Here is a 16109-nt window from a genome sequence, read left to right as displayed (position 1 = left end):
TCGGCCGCCGATTTCGGATTTGGTCCTGGCGCATGTCCTAGCATGGAATAACCGGTGGATCTCATCTCTTGGTATTCCGCCATTTCCTGGTGGGCAGCGCTCCCATATCCGACGATTTGCGCCCTGCTGCCCGGACTGAATCGCTGATTGGCATTCGACAACGGGTATAGTCCAAGATTCCAACTGAGCGCCGCTTCGACTCTTGGCTCCCACCGCCCGCCGTGCGCCAGCTCGCAATCACCATGCGCAACACCAAGCAGGGACACCATCCGCCATCCTGCCATCCGTGTCAAGTTTGCACGTGGTCGTGCCGGCTGACACAATAGCGAGGTATGAATGGTTCGGTTGAGGATGATGCGCTCGCAGGCCTCGATGACGCGCAACGAGAAGCCGCCACGACGTTGGACGGCCCGGTGCGAATCGTGGCATGCGCCGGCGCCGGTAAAACGCGTACCATCACGCGGCGCATCGCCTACGGCTGCCGAACGGGCGCCTGGGATGCCCGAGGAGTCCTCGCCGTCACCTTCTCCGTGAAAGCCGCCGCCGAGATGCGTGCCCGGCTCGGCACGCTTGGTGTCGGCGATGACGTGACCGCGGCGACATTCCATTCCGCCGCCCTCCACCAGCTTCGTCGCGTCTGGCCGGATGTCTGCGGCGCGCCGTTCCCTCATGTCACCGACCGCCCGCAGGAGCTTACCGCGCGGGCGTTGCGTCGCACGGTGAATCCGGAAGGTCTTGACCCCACCCAGACCGGATTGCCCGCAGTACGCGATGTGCTCGCTGAAATCAACTGGTGCAAAGTGCAGCTCATCGCACCCGACGATTATGGCAGGGTTTGTGCCGCCACTCACCGGCAGCCGCCTATCGGCTTGGAACCTGACCGTTTCGCTGACGTATATACAGCGTATGAACAGGAGAAATCGGCGACAGGGCATATTGATTTCAATGACATTCTGCTCATGGCGTGTCATGTGATTGACGATGACGCGGATGCCGCGCGTGCCATCCGCCGTTCGATCCGGTGGCTGACCGTTGATGAATATCAGGATGTTTCGCCGCTTCAGCATCGTCTGCTGACCCGCTGGCTGGGTGACAACCGGAACATCTGCGTGGTGGGGGACCCGGCACAGACCATCTACTCGTTCGCCGGGGCGAGCAGTTATGACCTGTTGCATTTCACCGAGGAATTCTCGCCTGTCGCTGCGGATATCAGTTTGCGCACTGATTATCGCTCGACACCGCAGATTGTGGGGTATGCGAACCGGATTCTTGCCGCTTCTCCCGAACGCGAGCACTACTTGCGTCTGGAATCCGGCCGTGGTGCAGGGGTGCGCGTGGTTCGCACCCAATACGACGACGACGAGCAGGAAGCCCAGGGTGTCGCCGCCCGGATTGCGAGGCTTGTCGCGCAAGGCGTGTCGGCATCTGATATCGCGGTGCTGACGCGCATCAACGCCCAACAGCAGCATGTATGTGCCGCGTTGCGAGCGCAAGGATTGCGGTTCCGTGTGCGTCGTGATGCCGGTTGGCAGTCGTCGCCGCTTGCCGATGAAACGCAGGAACAAGCGGCGCTGCTTGAGGCCAAGGGGATTGTGAAGGATTCCTCTGCTGTAACGGTATCCACGATTCATGCGTCGAAGGGTCTGGAATTCCCGCACGTGTTCATTGTCGGCTGCTCGGAGGGGCTGTTGCCGTACGGGTCTCCGGCGCCCGGTGAAGCGCTTGAGGAGGAACGTCGGTTGATGTACGTGGGGGTCACTCGTGCTGAGGATACATTGCACTTGTCGTTTGCATCCCGGCAGTCGAGCGATACCGGCGCACGGCGACGCCCGAGCCGTTTTCTGGTGTGACTGCCGACATATGAATTTAGACGACCGGCGGCTGACCAGCTGCGTCAGGTAAAGGTTGATGACGCCTCAAGACTTGACGGGATGATGCCGCAGAACGGTCTAGCGGTGGGCTGTGACCGCAAGTGGCAACATCATCCCGTCTGTCGTTATGGTCGTCGGAGTCTTAGGAATTAGTCGTCCTCGCCGGTGCCATTCCCATTGTCGGCGCCGCCTTGAGCGGTACCACTTTGAGCATCACCGCCTTGAGCAGTACCACCCTCGCCGGCATCATCCATGTGATTGCCGCTGTCCTGGGCCGGATGCCCCGGATTCTGGCCATCCTCGCCATTTGGGCTGTGCTGATTGTTCTGGGCGGATTCCGCGTCCGACCCCGCTTCGGATTCGTTCTGGCTGCGCGCGTCCTCATCCAACAGTTTGGACAGTTCCGCATCCCAATCGATTCCTGTGCTCTCAGCTCCTTGAGCACCCGTCTGTCCGTCAGCATCCGCATCAGCGCCGGAAGCCGTGGCACCCGACGTACCTTCGTCGCCGGCATGCTCGCCGGGCAGTTTCGGCAGCAGATCAGGGTGCGACCACTTCGCGTCACGGCGTTCCATCCCGAAATCCGCGTCGATTCGCGCCCACAGATCCGCCGCTTCCCTGATGCGCTTGGGGCGCAGCTGCAATCCCAGCAGCGATTCGAAAGTCCGTTGCGCCGGCCCACCGACCGCGCGTTCGCGACGCATCATTTCACGCAATTGATCCAAATGCGGCAGGTGCGCCATACCGGCCTTCCACGTGACGCAATCGGTCCAGCCCTCCACGAGCGTCAACAGCTCCTCGAGGCTTGCCAGCGCCTCACGCTGCTCCGGTGTATCGGGGATGGCCACGTTGGTGAGATTCACCGCGCCGGAGAAGGAATCCGGGTTCATGATTTCCGCATCGCGCAGCTGCTCTTCCATCGCGTCCAAATCAATGCGCGTTCCGCGTGCATACTTGCCGATCAGCGCCTCGAATCGAGGCATAAGCCAAGGAACCGAAGCGAACAGCCTGGCATGCGCTTCTTCCTGCAACGCGAGGAAAGCGAGCACCTCGCTTTGGTTGATATCAAGCGAACGAGCGTATTCAATGGCGTTTTGCGCGATCAACCCGCCCGCCGGATTATTGAGCAGCGGCACGCCCTGGTCGAAACTGCCGCGGACTTCATGCGACAAATCGCCGGCGGCATGGCCCAATTGCATGGCGAATGACGTGTTCGCCAGCAGTTTGACAATTTGTGACGGATTCTTGAGATTTTCTGGAATCGGCAGCGGAATAGGGCCCGCGTAAATACCGGCGATATCGCCGTCGAATGCGTCCCCGAGCCGTTCAGAAACCACCGATGCCAGAGCCTCGTTCATCGCGGATGCGACCGGCGCAGCGAATTTCGCCCATGAATCAAGCGTGCCGTTGACCCAGTCGGCGCGGGTGAGCACTTCGGTTTCGCCCGGGGCGGGGTCGAATTCGCAGACACTGTCCAGCCACAGGTTCGCCTCGCTGGCGGCACGCCGTACGCTGGCGGCGTCTTGCGCGTTGACGGATTGCCATGATGATTCGTCGTTGGCGCGGTCGAGCGCGATGGTGGCCGCGAGCTTCACGTTGATCGGGCCGCGTTCGACGGTCTGCTGCATTTCGGCCAAAGAATTCAGCCCGCCTTCGGTGAAGGCTTTCATCATCGCCCGCACCTCGTCAGGCTTCGGCAGCTTCTGTGGATCCTGCTGCGCCAGTTGGTCCCGGACCTCCTGCGGCAGTTGGGAAAGCTGCTGCCAAGCCATCTCTCCCTGGATCGGGCCAAAACAATCGATGAGCCACTGGTGTATCGCGTGTTCGTCCATGACCTGTCATCCTTCGGTTGAGAGTGGGCGCGTAAGTACCCCTAATGATACAGTCAGCCGCCTCATTGTTCGCTGATGGTGAGCGGATTGCGGCGAGAGCTGTGAAATGCCGCCATCCGGACGGTGATGACAGCAATTCATGGTGGTCGGTGGAGGGGCCGGCGTTTGGCAATGGCAATTGCCTGCCATGCCGCCCTCATATGGCCATGACGGCAGGTGACTGGCTAGTATGGCGGTATGAGTTTCACACGCGCCATTCAAGCCGCCACAGCGTTCCTGCGCCGCGCACGCAACGATTTCGACCGACGCAGCCTCGGCTATTATGCAGGCGCGTTCTGCGTTCTGCTGTGCGGGCTTGTCCTGCTCATGCCCAGTCCGTATGTGATTGAAACGCCCGGTCCTACACGCAACGTGCTCGGCACGTCGTCAGGCAAGCAGATTATCGCGATATCCGGCGCTCGCACACACAAGCAGTCGGGCAAACTACTCATGGTAACGGTCAACGCTTCCGGTGTGCCGGGGTATCCGGTACCCAATATCGCGACGCTTGTCATGTATTTCCGCCCCGACACGACCGTGCTACCAAGCGAGGCGGTGTTCACTCCCGGCCAGACCTCCGAGGAATACGATAAGGAAGCCAATAAAGAGATGTCCTCGTCGCAGAAAGCGGCCACCAAACAGGCGCTCGCGTATGCGAAGAAACTCGGTGTGGATGTTTCCGGCGTCAACGTTGACATGCATATTGACGATATCGGCGGTCCGTCCGCCGGCATGATGTATACGCTCGGTGTAATCAGCAAGCTGACAGCCCGCGATGAGACGGGCGGCAAGACGATTGCGGGGACAGGGACCATGGAAAGTAACGGCAAAGTCGGTGCTATTGGCGGAATCCGGTTGAAAATGCAGGGTGCCAAGCGTGACGGCGCAACGTGGTTCCTTGCTCCCGCGTCCAACTGTGACGAGGTCGTCGGCCATGTGCCGTCGGGGCTGCGCGATGTGAAGGTGTCCACGCTCGACGAGGCGTACAAGGCGCTTGTCGCCATCGGTGAAGGCAAGGGGAACAGCCTGCCGCATTGCACGGTGTGAGCTGCGATGTGCGGTGACATGGCAGGTGACTTGGCAGATAAAGTGTCCAAAAACAGTCGTAAGTAACCAATAAGTTCGCGTGTCTTGCTATATTGTGCAACGTGATTGAAACGGCATTTCAAAACGCTGAAGAATTCGGGTTCCGTTCCGGGGACATCGTGCAGGAATGGCTGTGGGATGATGACGTCGACGATTCGATTCGTGAGAAGATCGAACAGTTGACGGGCGAGGAACTCGTTGACGAGGATTATGATTCCGCGGTTGACGGGGTCATCATCTGGTGGCGTGACGGTGACGACGAGGACGAGCTCGCCGACACGATTGTCGATGCGTACGCGGTGCTGGGGGATGACGGCCCGATGTGGGTGCTGTGCCCGAAGCCAGGTCGTGAAGGCGCTCCGAATGCAAGCACGGTGCAGTCCGCCGCGCAGACCGCGGGCATGAATGCCGCTACTCCGTTGACGGTCAGCAAGGACTGGAACGGCATTCAGCTGCGTGCCTTCGGCAAAGGCTCCTCCCACTGATCCCTAGCGAGCAACTACGCCGGCGGCGTCTTAGTCATAGCTGATTCGTACTCCTCTACAAACTGGTTACGCTGGCGAGGGCCTTGGCGTAGCTGGTTTGTGGATTCATACTATCTGGTGACGCTGGCGGTGTCCTGAGCGTAGCTGGTTTGTGGAAGTGGGGATGAGGCGTGGGTGTGTGCCCTGCTCTTGGAATTGCTTGTCAGCTGAACGTTCCCGGGCGCTTGTTCATGTCTCTCCTCCTGCTTCTACCGACGCTGAGAGCGTTCTGACCGTCGGCAGAAGCTTCTACCAACGTGGGGAGACGGAAATCCGCAAATCATGCAATCCCAATGTTTGCAATGGCTGCGGGAAAGTGGGCGATGAGGGGCTCGAACCCCCGACATCCACCGTGTAAAGGTGGCGCTCTAGCCAACTGAGCTAATCGCCCGCAAATCTCCACTCTACTGCATGACACGCCGGGAGCGCCGCATCCCGGCGTGTTCCCGTCCGGACGCACCGCTGGGAGCGTGCCGAAACAACGCGCTTTTCGGTATGGTTTATGGGTTTTCCAGCAAAAGAGTCTAAACAATCACGTACAGTTGAGCCTAGGAATATACGTCTAGGAGGTCGGTAGTCAATGGCTAAGAAACCTGAAACCGAACAGGGTGCGTCAGGTATTGCGCTCGTAAGCAAGCGCAAGTGGGGCTATGACGTGCCCCAGGTCGACGAGTTTCTTGAGCGTGCGCACAAGCTGTATGACAGCGAAGGCATGCAGCTGACGCAGAAGGACATTCAGAACGTATCCTTCGAAATGCGCAAGGGCGGCTATGCGATCGCCCAGGTGGACGCCGCGCTGGCGCGGCTTGAGCGTGCGGTTGTCGACAAGCAGACGACGTGGGAAATCACCCAGCATGGCCGTGTGGCGTGGAAAGCTGAGACGGAAGATTTGTACCGCCAGATCGCCACGCATGCGCAGCGGCCTGAGCGTAAACGTTTCGCCGCGGGGAAAGACAAGCAGCCGTCCTATGACCGCAAGCAGGTGGATCGCCTAGTCGACCAGATCGTCGACAAAGCCGCTGCAGAGCTTGGCGTTGACGGTGCCGATCGTGATCAGTCCAAGAAAGACATCGATTTGAACGCCCAGCGTGTCGCGAACGTGATTTTCACCCAGCGTCGCGGCAAGCGCGGGTATGACGAGCGACAGGTGGATTATTACATCAACGCGTGCGTTCAGCTACTCAGCCGCATTGAGTCTTACGCCCGTGTCGCGGATTATGTGGGAGGGTCGGAAGAACAGGCCGCCCAGCCGCGATCTGATGGCGGAGTCAAGCCGTTGTTCGCGCAGCAGGGTGATGCCGCTCTGCCGCAATTCGCCCCCGGCTCAGGCGCCGCGGCATATGCTGCCGCGTCCGCGACCCCGCAGTCGTTTGACGCGCTGCATCAAGCCGAACAGGCTATTTTCACCCCAAGCCAGACTGATCAGCCGGCTTTCGGCGCGGGAGCATCGGCAACGCCGGTGTCCCCGGTCACGCCTCAGGACCAGCAGAATGCTCCCGCCGGTGCAGGGCAGCAGGCGGGCACGCAGCAGACCAACGGCTCGTTGTTCGGTGCGACGGCAAGCCCTGCGTCTCAAGCCGTTGCATCCGTGAACGCCCAAGGCAGCCCGTCATTGGCGGCGTTGGCCAGCAGCAACCAGTCGATTTTCTCCCAGAACACGCAGCAGGCGGTCCCTGCCGCGACGCCCGCCGAGCAGGGCAATCCGGCATCGGCATATACTGATTCTCCGGCAGTCGTACCGCCGTCATTCCAACCGACGTCGCCGTTGGCGGATCAGTTTGCCCAGCAGACTTCTGGCTCTGTCCAGCCGTCTGATGCATATGCCGCTGCAGCCGGTTCGGTTCCTTCCGCGCAGCCCACGCCGGCTCCCTCGATATTCCCATCCGGGAATGCCTCTGGTTTTGGCGGTGCTTCCGCTGCTGCCCCGGCTTCCGCTGCTGCCCCGGCATCCGCAAGTGCATCATCCTCCACAATTCCGGATTTCCCGGTAGGGGATTTCTCAGCAGGAACCCAATCGCAGTCTGCTGCACAGCCGAGTGTGTTCTCCGGTGCAGCCGCTTCGACACCAGCGTCGGCAGCGCCTTCATTCGCGCCTTCTTCCTCCTTCGAACCCGCGCCGACCGCTGCTGCGGCCCCGACACAGACTCCCGCGGCGCCCGCAGCTGGGACTCCAGCATCGTTTGCAGCGCCTCAAACCGATGACCATGCTGAAACCGCGACGCCTGCGCCTTCCGTGAATCTGTTCCCGGATGCTGGTGAAGAAAATTCCCACGGTACTAGACCAGCATCGGGTTTCGGCTTCGATATCCCCGATTTGTCGTTCCCGTCCTTGGGTGACGACGGCCAGTCGGGAAGCAAGCAGGAGTAACGAGAATCCCGGATTCGTTCATCGAACCGGGTGTGCAGGAATCCGTATTCGTCGCAAGTAAAATGAAGGCAATCCGCGATGCATTGCCGAGATACCGTGAGCCAATCAGGGATGGGATATTCTGATCGACAATATCAGGAATGACACATCCTTGGATTGGTTTGCGGGCGGTGATGGAGTGACTGCGTTGTTCGTAATCCCATGCCCACCATCCCGCGCCGCCGTTGGAAATCCTTGATTGATGGCCGTCTGAGTGTATCATGTGAAGCGGTAGGGGAGTCGTGTGCTCCCGGAGGCGAATACCGACCTGCTGGCGCCGAACATGGAGCTTCGAGCCGGTCGTGAGGAGTAGGAAGCACCACTGTGATCAGACAATCCACTGTCATCGTGTTAGGATCCACAGGGTCAATCGGCACGCAGGGACTTGATGTCATCGCCCGTCATCCGGACCGGTTCACGGTGACCGGTCTTGCCGCAGGAGGCGGACATATCGACCTGTTGGCCAAGCAGGCGGCGGCATTCCACGTCCCGCAGGTCGCGATTGCGGACGAATCCAAGGTCGGGACGCTGCGTGAAGCGCTCGAACAGGCTGGTGCCTCGAATACGGCCATTCACGCCGGGCGTCAGGCGGTTATCGCACTTGCCGGGTGCGGAGCCGATACCGTGCTCAACGGCATCACGGGATCCATTGGCCTTGAGCCGTCCATCGCTGCATTGCAAGCGGGATCGCAACTGGCGTTGGCCAACAAGGAATCCGTGGTCGCAGGCGGTCATCTGCTCTTCAGCGCCCAGGTGCGTGACCAGCAGATCAACCCGGTTGATTCTGAGCATTCCGCGATTTGGCAGTCGTTGCGTTCGGGGCGCCACAGCGAAGTCTCGAAGCTTATCGTCACCGCTTCAGGTGGGCCGTTCCGCGGGATGCGCCGCGAGGATATGACCGAAATCACCCCTGAACAGGCGTTGAACCATCCCACGTGGCATATGGGCCCGGTGGTGACGATTAATTCATCGACCCTGATGAACAAAGGCTTGGAAGTCATTGAGGCGAGTCGGCTGTTTGATATTCCGCCGGAACGCATCGAGGTGACGGTACACCCTCAGTCCATCGTGCACTCCATGGTCGAATTCTGTGATGGCGCGACCATTTGCCAGGCGTCGCCGCCGGACATGCGCTTGCCGATTGCGCTCGGACTGTCCGCGCCCGAGCGTCTCGGAAACGTGGCTGCTGCGTGCGATTGGACGCAAGCTGCGCAATGGACTTTCGAACCCCTGGACAACGAGGCGTTCCCCGCGGTGAACCTCGCCCGGCAGTGCCTCGCCGCCTCCGAGAAACATACAGCGGTGCTGAACGCGGCGAATGAGCAGGCTGTTCATGCGTTCCTCGACGGCCGGCTGCCGTATCTGGGCATTGTAGACACGGTCAAGGCGGTGATCGATCAGATGGATGCGGAGCTTCGCGGCAATCCGCTGTTCGCATCCGTGGAGGAAATGGGGCAAGTTGAGCATGAAGCGCGCCAACGTGCCGATGTTTTGATAAACAAGCAGGTGTGAAGGAAAGCATCAGCATTCAAGACGATGAATTGACCGCAAGCGGCGAGACGGGGTTCCGCAAGACAGGAGCCCCTGATATCAGCGAAAGCCCGTTGCATCCGAGGCGCAAGTCCCGCCGCATCATGGTCGGTCCGGTGCCCGTCGGCGGCGGTGCCCCGATTTCCGTGCAGTCGATGACCAACACGCCGACGGTGGACGTAAACGCCACGTTGCGCCAGATTGGTGAGCTCGCGCAGGCGGGTTGCGACATCGTTCGCGTCGCAGTACCCAGTCAGGATGATGCGGACGCGTTGCCCGCCATCGTCGCGAAATCCCCGCTTCCGGTGATTGCCGACATCCATTTCCAAAGCAAATATGTGTTCCAAGCGATTGACGCCGGGTGCGCCGCGGTACGTGTCAACCCGGGCAATATCCGCAAGTTCGACGAGGTCGGGCCTTCGATTTGCAAGGCGGCTACGGATGCGGGCATTTCGCTGCGTATCGGTGTGAACGCCGGCTCGCTTGACAAGGAGCTGTATGCGAAATACGGCGGGCCGACCCCTGAGGCCCTCGTCGCTTCGGCGTTAAAGGAAGCCCGCATGTTCGAGGATGTTGGCTTCCACGATTTCAAGATTTCCGTCAAACACCATGATCCAGTCACCATGGTCCAGACGTACCGTCTGCTCGCCGGCAAGGGCGATTGGCCGCTGCATCTGGGCGTGACCGAGGCCGGGCCTGCGTGGCAGGGCACTATCAAGTCATGCCTTGCGTTCGGTGCGCTGCTCGCGGAAGGCATCGGGGACACGATTCGCGTGTCCCTGTCCGCGCCTCCGGTCGAGGAAGTCAAGGTTGGTTGCAAGATTCTCGAGTATCTGGGGCTTCGCCAACGGCATTTCGACATTATTTCCTGCCCGAGTTGCGGGCGTGCGCAGGTTGATGTGATTGAGCTTGCCAAGCAGGTGACGGAAGGGCTTAAGGACATCAAAGCGCCGATTCGTGTTGCGGTTATGGGCTGCATCGTCAATGGTCCGGGGGAGGCGCGCGAGGCTGATTTGGGCGTGGCTTCCGGCAATGGCAAGGGGCAGATTTTCATCAAGGGCAAGGTCATCGAGACCGTACCGGAAGACCAGATTGTTCCGACGTTGCTCGAGCATGCGCGCGAGATCGCTGGACGAATGGAGATCGAAAGTGCAGCAAGCGGCACGCCCGTCGCGAAAAGTGGCCCGGTTGTCGTCCCGATTACCGGCGGGACCCACCCTAACGCGTAAGTGAATGGAGCGTCCCAGTCGCATACCCAACACACCGTCGACCCCCACCTTCTGCCGACACTGAGTGTGCTGTGAATGTCGGCAGGGGGTTGTGGTTCTGTTTCTGCCGGCGCTGAGGGTGCTGCGAGTGTCGGTAGAAGGTTTTGCCGACACTGAGGCACTGCTGAGCGTCGGCAAAAGCTGAGGGGGGAGCGCAGGATTGCCGATTTAGGTGATTCCGGTCTGGTTCTTGCGACCGGCTGAACGGCCATGGTCCTCGTTAGAATAGTTGATGTGTCGAATCAGGAAGAACGCCAGAGCAGCTCCTCAACCGGCCAAGAAGCCGTCCATCGGTCCGATATGCATGCCGCTGAACCGACTGCTCGCCAGACCGGCACACTACCCGCTGACACGCTACCCACCGACACAACTGCCGAGCGCGCCCGCCAGTCCAAGCAGGAGCCCGTCGCATGGTCCCGCGGACATCGTCTCGCCGTCAGCGTTCCCATTTTCATCATTCTGCTCGGCATTCTCGTAGGCGTCTCCCATATCACCGCCGTCAGCGCGAACATCCAGCCGACTGGGCAAACCATGTCCATGCTCACCGGCGACACATCAGTCACGTTCAACAACACCACAGGCCATGCCTTGCCGTCGGTCGGCACCTACAAGGTCACTCAGCGCTATATCACCATCGATGCGAAACGCCCATCCACGGGCGAAATCCAGCATATACGCGTGCTGATCCGCGAGCCGAAAGGCGCCGGGTCGAATCGTCCAGGTGTCGTGTTCATGCACGGCGCCGGGTACGGAACCTGTGACAACTCGTTCGGCGATGTCGCCTATTCGTTGTCATCGGCCGGTTTCGTGACCGCGGTCATCGACAAACCGATATGGTCAACGACAGACATCACCCGGGACTATCCGGCCTCCGCGAAAATCTACGATCAGACAATCAACTATCTGCGATCGCTGAAACAAGTCAATGCCGCCAAAGTCGGCATTTATGCGACATCCGAAAGCACATGGATCAGCTCGTACCTGTTGCGGCTGGATCCGAAGATCGCGTTCCAGGTGCTGCTCAGCCCGATGGTGTTCTCCCCGCGACAGTCGCTCGGCTTCCTCGCTTCACAAGATTTCACTCTGGTCGGTGCGCATAGCGGATACCAGTCAATCGTGCGCCGTGTGTTCGATATGGACGGCACCCTGTTCGGTTTGAAGAATTTCGATCTCGACATCGAACAGCCTGCCGCCTATTCCATCCCCACTTTCGTCGCCTATGGTTCGAAGGATGTGATGACCGCTCAGGTCGAAGGGACGCGGGAGATTCTCGATTTGGCGCACCGGTCGGGCAATTGGGATGTGACCATTCGCAGCTATCCGGTGGCGAATCATGTCCTGCGATTGGGCAATGAGGCGGATTCCGGCACCGGATTCGCGGACGATTATGTCAAAGACATGGTTTCTTGGACGGTCGGCACCGCTGCCGGGCTTGAACAGACCAGTGAACGGGCGGCGGGAACGACACTCTACCAGTCGATTGCTGTTCCGAAGGATTTGCACGCGGATCGCGGTCTGACCCTGTACGGGGCTTGGATTCATATCGCGATGCTGGTCACGCTGCTGCTCACCTTGATAATCGGCATAGTGGCGTTGATACGGAAAATCGTGTTCATGATTCGCAGGAAAGGGCCCGCGCTCGGCTTCAAATACGGGTTCGGTGGGGCTCTCCTGAGTCTGACGATTACCACGCTCGCCACGTTCCTCCTATTCTGCGGCGGCTTGGGCCAAGTGGTGATGGGTATTGTGCAACTCGCGTGGGGTGGCGCGCCGGCGGAGGATCCGGGCATGATGTATTGGAGTTGGCCGGTCATCCAAGTGGTGTGCACATTGGTGGTGTGGGCGTGGTCGCGCGTGTTCACACGGCTGATTGAAGTCGCGAAAACCCGCGGTCTTGCGCAGCTGCCTCCGCGCAAAGGCGCGATTGGCGATGTGGTGAGCGGCCGTGAACCGGTGCTCGCTTCGAAGCGCTTCGCCCGGGTGCTGTTCTGGGTGACGGCGTTCGCCATGTTCCATGTGCTGCTGTTCTTCGCGTTCTGGGGATTGTTCATCTACTGAACGATCATCTACTGAAGGTTTATGTACTGAAAGATCATCAACTGAAATGCAACGGATGAGATATCGCGTGCGGTGTCGGGTTCGCGTCGCCTGTCGGACGGCATGTCGCGCAGCGGAAGGTCGGCGTTATGCCCCTGTATCGTGATGAGGGCGTGGTGCTGCGCACCATCAAGCTCGGCGAGGCGGATCGCATCGTCACTATTCTCACGCGCAACCATGGCAAGATCCGGGCGGTGGCGAAAGGCGTCCGTCGTGTCAAATCAAGATTCGGCGGCAGACTCGAGCCGTTTATGCGCGATGACCTGTTGATCGCTGAAGGCCGTTCTCTCGACGTGGTGTCGCAGGCGGCTTCGATTTCAACGTATGCTGCGGGTATTGTCGGCGATTTTGAAGCGTATGCGGCTGCATGCGAGATAGTCGAGACCGCCGACCGTTTGATTTCCACGGAGAATGAGCCTTCTGCCGCCCAGTATCTGCTGTTGGCGGGGGCGTTGAATGCGCTGTCCCGTCATGCGCACCCGTGTGCGGCGATCGGGGATTCGTATGTGTTGCGCGCGTTGTCGCACGCCGGTTGGACGCCTCGTCTTGATGCGTGCGTGGTATGTGGCGGACGTGATGATCTGGATTTCTTCTCTGTTCCCGCGGGCGGCGTGATGTGCGTGAAAGATCATGTCCCTGGCTCGCGGCGGATCACGCTGGATACATGCGAACAGCTTCAGGCGTTGGTGGAGGGTGATTGGGCGATTCTTGACACGCTCGCGGAACGTGCCGACACGCGCAAACTTGTCGAGGAATGGGGAGAATACTATATGGAACGGCCGATTCGTTCGCTGCGCTTGTTAGATTCGTAATCATGGCTTTCGAACATGTGGATTACAAGTCGCTGGATGTGCCGGCGGTCCCATTCTCTGACCCATCAATCATCCCGGATTTCCCGAAGGACAAGGTGCCGCGTCATGTCGGCGTGATTATGGACGGCAATGGCCGCTGGGCGAAGCAGCGCGGGCTGATCCGCACCGATGGCCATCAGGCTGCCGAACCGGTGGTGTTCGACACGATCGCTGCCGCAATTGAATGTGGCGTCAGATATTTGAGCTTGTACACCTTCTCCACGGAGAACTGGAAGCGCTCGCCGCAGGAAGTGCGGTTCCTGATGGGCTTTTCTCGCGATATCATCCATCGTCGTGTCGCCCAGATGGACGAGTGGGGTGTGCGCGTGCGTTGGGCTGGCCGTCGTCCGCGGTTGTGGAAGTCGGTGATTGATGAACTTGAGATGGCGATGGAACGCACGAAGAACAACAAGGTCATCGACGTGGTGTTCTGCATCAATTATGGCGGTCGTGCCGAAATCGCGGACGCGTGTGCGGATATCGCGCGTGAGGTGCGCGAGGGCAAAATCAAGGGTGATCGTGTGACTGAGAAGATGATCGCCGAGCACATGTATAACCCGGATATTCCTGACTGCGATTTGGTGATCCGCACGTCGGGGGAGCAGCGTACCTCGAACTTCCTTGCGTGGGAAGCGGCTTACGCGGAATACGATTTTGTGCCGGAATTGTTCCCTGACTATGGGCGTGAGGCGTTCTGGCGGTCGATTGATCACTACATTCATCGTGATCGTCGGTTCGGTGGAGTGAAGAAGTAAAGCTTGGCCCGCCTGGTTGGTCTGTTTGGTGCCGGCGTCTGTGTTGATCCGCGTCACAATCATCAACTGTGTGCCGATGCGGGTGACCTATGTCTGCTCCTGCCGATGCTCAGGGTGTCGTAAGTGTCGGCAGAGGCTTCTATCGACGTTGAAGGTGTCGTGAGCGTCGGTACTTGCTTCTATCGACGCTGAGTGAGTCGTGAGCCGTCGGCAGAAGCAGATGAGCTCGGATTCGCGTTGCTCCCAGCGGTCTGCGCCGGTTCGGAATCGTCGTGCGTGCGCGGGCCGCCGACGATGGATTCCTTTTCAACGATGGCACAATGAATGCGCGCAGGACCGTCAGTATCCAACGGCGGCATGGACGCGGCATTGTATGATGGCGTGACACGTTCCTGCTCAATCGGGTCGGTGCCTTCGATCATGGAGATGATTTTGCACGCTCCCCAGAAGCCCATTTCGTAGTGGGGCAGTTCCACGCTGGTTAACGCCGGTACGGTGGTATCGCAGATGACTTCATGATTGTCCACGCCGATGACTGACAGGTCCTCGCCGATGGTCAGCCCATGCTGGAACGCGTAATCATACACGTAGACCGCACGCGCGTCGTTGAACGCGAACACGCCGTCCGGATGCGTGTCGTCCAGCAGTTTGCACACGGCTTCGAGAGCGGGGCGACCGTGGGAGACCCTGCTGGTCAGCCGCTTGTCGAATGGTATTCCCGCGTCTTTCAGCGCCTGACGATACCCTTTGAACCGTCCGACTTGGGCGATGGCAGGCTCATCGCAGCCGATGTATGCGATGCGGCGGCATCCGGCGTGGATCAGTCGTGTTGTGGCGTCGTATCCGATTGAGAATTCGTCCGGCTCGATTCGCGGGTGGATGACGGTGCGCTCCTCGGCGTTGACGACGACGACCTGCATATCGTCGAGTGTCGGCGGCACGCTGATGTACCGGTTGGCGAATTTGGCGTAAATGTAACCGTCCACGCCCCAGCTGAGCATGCGGTCGATGTCGCCGCTGATGTCGCGTTCGTCGTCGGCATCGATGATGAACATCATGTACCCGAGTTGGCGGGCTGCATCTTCGGCACCGTGAATGATTTCGCCCGCGTACGGGGTGGTGGCGACTTGGTCACTGATAAAAGTGATGGTGTGTGTCCGGCCGCTGCGTAATGAGCGGGCCATGGCGTTCGGATGATATCCGAGTTCTTCGGCGACTTTCCAAATAGTCGCCGCAATGTCGGGTTTGACGCGACCTTTGTCGCGGTGGTTGATGACCAGTGAGACAGTGGAGATTGATACGCACGCCTTTGCTGCAATATCCTTCATGGTGACCATACCCCCCCATTGTACGCAGGATTAACCGTTCAGGTGAGCAACAACCGCGGAATATCAGAAATCGCTGGGGAAATAATGGACGAGATAGGGGAGATAGGTGAGATGGGGAAGAGGGGGAAGAGGGACAAGATGGGGAAGATGAGAGAGATAGGCAAGATGAGCGAGGTGGAGGAGATGGAGGAGATGGGGGGAGATGGAGGAGATGGGGGGAGAGAGGGAACATGCGGGAACATGGCGGATTGGCCAGGAGAGGGGATAACAATGCTCACCGCGGTATGACCGGTTGGTCGCTGAGTGGCGTGGTTTGCGGAGTTTCTTGGTCGGACCGGGGGATATCTCGTTGTGGTGTGCCCGGGTGATTGCATGGCGGCGAGTTACCACCGGTTTCGCAGGTGAGCCACAAGGTATCGGCGTGGGGGGGGGGGGGCCCCCCACCGCCCCCCCCCCCCAACCCCCCCCCCCCAGCACGCCCCCCCAAAAAAAAACCCAAACCCACAAGACCGCGGCGGCGG

12 protein-coding genes and 1 tRNA gene are annotated in these 16109 nt (G+C 59.8%); 10 read left to right on the top strand and 3 right to left on the bottom strand.

Annotation, left to right across the window (positions count from 1 at the left end):
* Positions 1-332 precede the first annotated feature (332 nt).
* Positions 333-1850 (top strand): ATP-dependent helicase, encoded by a 1518-nt coding sequence (locus ACTQYB_RS03725; protein ID WP_441481575.1) that lies wholly within the window; start codon positions 333-335, stop codon positions 1848-1850.
* A gap of 170 nt (positions 1851-2020) precedes the next feature.
* On the opposite strand, the gene ACTQYB_RS03720 is transcribed toward ACTQYB_RS03725, so the two are convergent.
* Positions 2021-3703 carry a zinc-dependent metalloprotease gene (locus ACTQYB_RS03720; RefSeq protein WP_441481576.1) on the bottom strand — a complete coding sequence of 561 codons (1683 nt, stop codon included), beginning with the start codon at positions 3701-3703 and terminating at the stop codon, positions 2021-2023.
* A gap of 237 nt (positions 3704-3940) precedes the next feature.
* Here ACTQYB_RS03720 and ACTQYB_RS03715 point away from each other — a divergent pair, with 237 nt between their 5' ends.
* Together ACTQYB_RS03715 and ACTQYB_RS03710 are read left to right on the top strand one after the other, a co-directional pair.
* Entirely contained in the window at positions 3941-4789 is an 849-nt protein-coding gene (locus tag ACTQYB_RS03715; protein WP_441481577.1) for a YlbL family protein, read from the top strand.
* Positions 4790-4881: 92 nt separating this feature from the next.
* Entirely contained in the window at positions 4882-5313 is a 432-nt protein-coding gene (locus ACTQYB_RS03710) for a DUF3052 domain-containing protein (protein WP_205827695.1), read from the top strand.
* Between the two features lie 356 nt (positions 5314-5669).
* Here ACTQYB_RS03710 and ACTQYB_RS03705 read toward each other — a convergent pair.
* Positions 5670-5743, bottom strand: a tRNA-Val gene (locus ACTQYB_RS03705).
* A gap of 189 nt (positions 5744-5932) precedes the next feature.
* Between ACTQYB_RS03705 and ACTQYB_RS03700 the strand changes: the two genes are divergently transcribed.
* The 6 genes from ACTQYB_RS03700 to ACTQYB_RS03675 all read left to right on the top strand — a co-directional run bounded on the left by ACTQYB_RS03700 (position 5933) and on the right by ACTQYB_RS03675 (position 14260).
* Positions 5933-7720, top strand: a complete 1788-nt coding sequence (locus tag ACTQYB_RS03700) for a DivIVA domain-containing protein (RefSeq protein ID WP_441481578.1) — start codon at positions 5933-5935, stop codon at positions 7718-7720.
* 366 nt (positions 7721-8086) lie between these two features.
* Entirely contained in the window at positions 8087-9271 is a 1185-nt protein-coding gene (dxr, locus tag ACTQYB_RS03695) for a 1-deoxy-D-xylulose-5-phosphate reductoisomerase (RefSeq protein WP_033505121.1), read from the top strand.
* Positions 9268-10518, top strand: coding sequence for a flavodoxin-dependent (E)-4-hydroxy-3-methylbut-2-enyl-diphosphate synthase (gene ispG, locus ACTQYB_RS03690; protein ID WP_441481579.1), 1251 nt, complete (start codon positions 9268-9270; stop codon positions 10516-10518). Before dxr ends, ispG begins: the two co-directional genes overlap by 4 nt.
* Positions 10519-10857: 339 nt before the next feature.
* Positions 10858-12615, top strand: a complete 1758-nt coding sequence (locus tag ACTQYB_RS03685; protein ID WP_441481703.1) for an alpha/beta hydrolase family protein — start codon at positions 10858-10860, stop codon at positions 12613-12615.
* Positions 12616-12743: 128 nt separating this feature from the next.
* The gene (gene recO, locus ACTQYB_RS03680) at positions 12744-13466 is read left to right on the top strand and encodes a DNA repair protein RecO (RefSeq protein ID WP_441481580.1); all 723 of its coding nucleotides are present in this window, start codon (positions 12744-12746) and stop codon (positions 13464-13466) included.
* 2 nt (positions 13467-13468) lie between these two features.
* Positions 13469-14260, top strand: a complete 792-nt coding sequence (locus ACTQYB_RS03675) for an isoprenyl transferase (protein WP_441481581.1) — start codon at positions 13469-13471, stop codon at positions 14258-14260.
* 179 nt (positions 14261-14439) lie between these two features.
* On the opposite strand, the gene ACTQYB_RS03670 is transcribed toward ACTQYB_RS03675, so the two are convergent.
* A complete protein-coding gene (locus ACTQYB_RS03670; protein ID WP_441481582.1) occupies positions 14440-15597 on the bottom strand; it encodes a LacI family DNA-binding transcriptional regulator in 1158 nt (385 codons plus the stop codon).
* 33 nt (positions 15598-15630) lie between these two features.
* Here ACTQYB_RS03670 and ACTQYB_RS03665 point away from each other — a divergent pair, with 33 nt between their 5' ends.
* The gene (locus tag ACTQYB_RS03665; RefSeq protein ID WP_441481583.1) at positions 15631-15876 is read left to right on the top strand and encodes a hypothetical protein; all 246 of its coding nucleotides are present in this window, start codon (positions 15631-15633) and stop codon (positions 15874-15876) included.
* Positions 15877-16109 lie beyond the last annotated feature (233 nt).

This window comes from Bifidobacterium sp. LCP19S3_E9, from assembly GCF_052121135.1.
Lineage (GTDB): Bacteria > Actinomycetota > Actinomycetes > Actinomycetales > Bifidobacteriaceae > Bifidobacterium > Bifidobacterium thermacidophilum.
The sequence above is the reverse complement of the archived record's forward strand: the minus strand, read 5'-3'. Positions and strand labels throughout refer to the sequence as shown.

Coding starts and splice junctions, on each gene's coding strand:
- recO (WP_441481580.1), top strand. CDS start 12,744: ATGCCCCTGTATCGTGATGAGGGCGTGGTGCTGCGCACCATCAAGCTC.
- ACTQYB_RS03700 (WP_441481578.1), top strand. CDS start 5,933: ATGGCTAAGAAACCTGAAACCGAACAGGGTGCGTCAGGTATTGCGCTC.
- ACTQYB_RS03725 (WP_441481575.1), top strand. CDS start 333: ATGAATGGTTCGGTTGAGGATGATGCGCTCGCAGGCCTCGATGACGCG.
- ACTQYB_RS03685 (WP_441481703.1), top strand. CDS start 10,858: ATGCATGCCGCTGAACCGACTGCTCGCCAGACCGGCACACTACCCGCT.
- ACTQYB_RS03720 (WP_441481576.1), bottom strand. CDS start 3,703: ATGGACGAACACGCGATACACCAGTGGCTCATCGATTGTTTTGGCCCG.
- ACTQYB_RS03715 (WP_441481577.1), top strand. CDS start 3,941: ATGAGTTTCACACGCGCCATTCAAGCCGCCACAGCGTTCCTGCGCCGC.
- ACTQYB_RS03670 (WP_441481582.1), bottom strand. CDS start 15,597: ATGGTCACCATGAAGGATATTGCAGCAAAGGCGTGCGTATCAATCTCC.
- ACTQYB_RS03675 (WP_441481581.1), top strand. CDS start 13,469: ATGGCTTTCGAACATGTGGATTACAAGTCGCTGGATGTGCCGGCGGTC.